Origin of the sequence: Streptococcus hepaticus (assembly GCF_043656315.1) — a bacterium.
Lineage (GTDB): Bacteria > Bacillota > Bacilli > Lactobacillales > Streptococcaceae > Streptococcus > Streptococcus hepaticus.
On the sequence record NZ_JBINIY010000044.1, the window covers coordinates 1 to 663 of the forward strand.

General features: G+C 41.6%; 1 protein-coding gene. It reads left to right on the forward strand.

Annotation, left to right across the window (positions count from 1 at the left end; translation table 11 throughout):
* Positions 1 to 123: 123 nt before the first annotated feature.
* Complete coding sequence (locus ACHUFA_RS11015; protein WP_394406105.1) at positions 124 to 606, forward strand: sigma-70 RNA polymerase sigma factor region 4 domain-containing protein; 483 nt, start codon at positions 124 to 126, stop codon at positions 604 to 606.
* Positions 607 to 663 lie beyond the last annotated feature (57 nt).

The window sequence follows — 663 nt, forward strand, 5'->3', positions numbered from 1 at the left end:
TAACCCCACCCGTTTTCACGGGTGTTTTTTTAATGATTTTTGAGATGACATGTATGACCTGTTCAGAAGACAGTATATATTCTATACTGTCTATAGCGTATAGAAGAGGAGGAGTGGATAGTAATGGAAGAATTTACAGGTCTATATTCATTGGTAAAAGGGATTGTATACAAGTATAGGAAGCAGTATGTCATCCGACTATGGGACAAAGAAGACTGGGACCAGGAGGGGATGCTCAGTTTGTATGAGCTCCTAGAAGCGCAACCTCACTTAAAAGAGCCCAGCCAACAGTCGCACCTATTGGTCTACTTCAAGGTCAAGTTCGGTAACCGTCTAAAAGATCAATTAAGGAAACAAGAAAGTCAAAAACGTCGCTTCGACCGTATGCCATATGAAGAAGTCAGTGAGATTAGTCATCGGCTTCAAGGCAAAGGTCTTATCAATGATGAATTCATCGCCCTTAGAGAACAATTACATCGTTTCAAGTCAAGTTTAGGTCCAACAGGAGAAGAAGTGTATCAGAAACTATTAGGCGGAGAACGGTTCAAAGGTCGCAAAGCACTGGAACGTGACTTGAGAGGGTATCTATCGGACTTCCGAGGCTGATAGTAAAAAAGTTGGGAAAAGATGAAAAAAAATCAGGAAAGGAGTTGACAGTTGGGC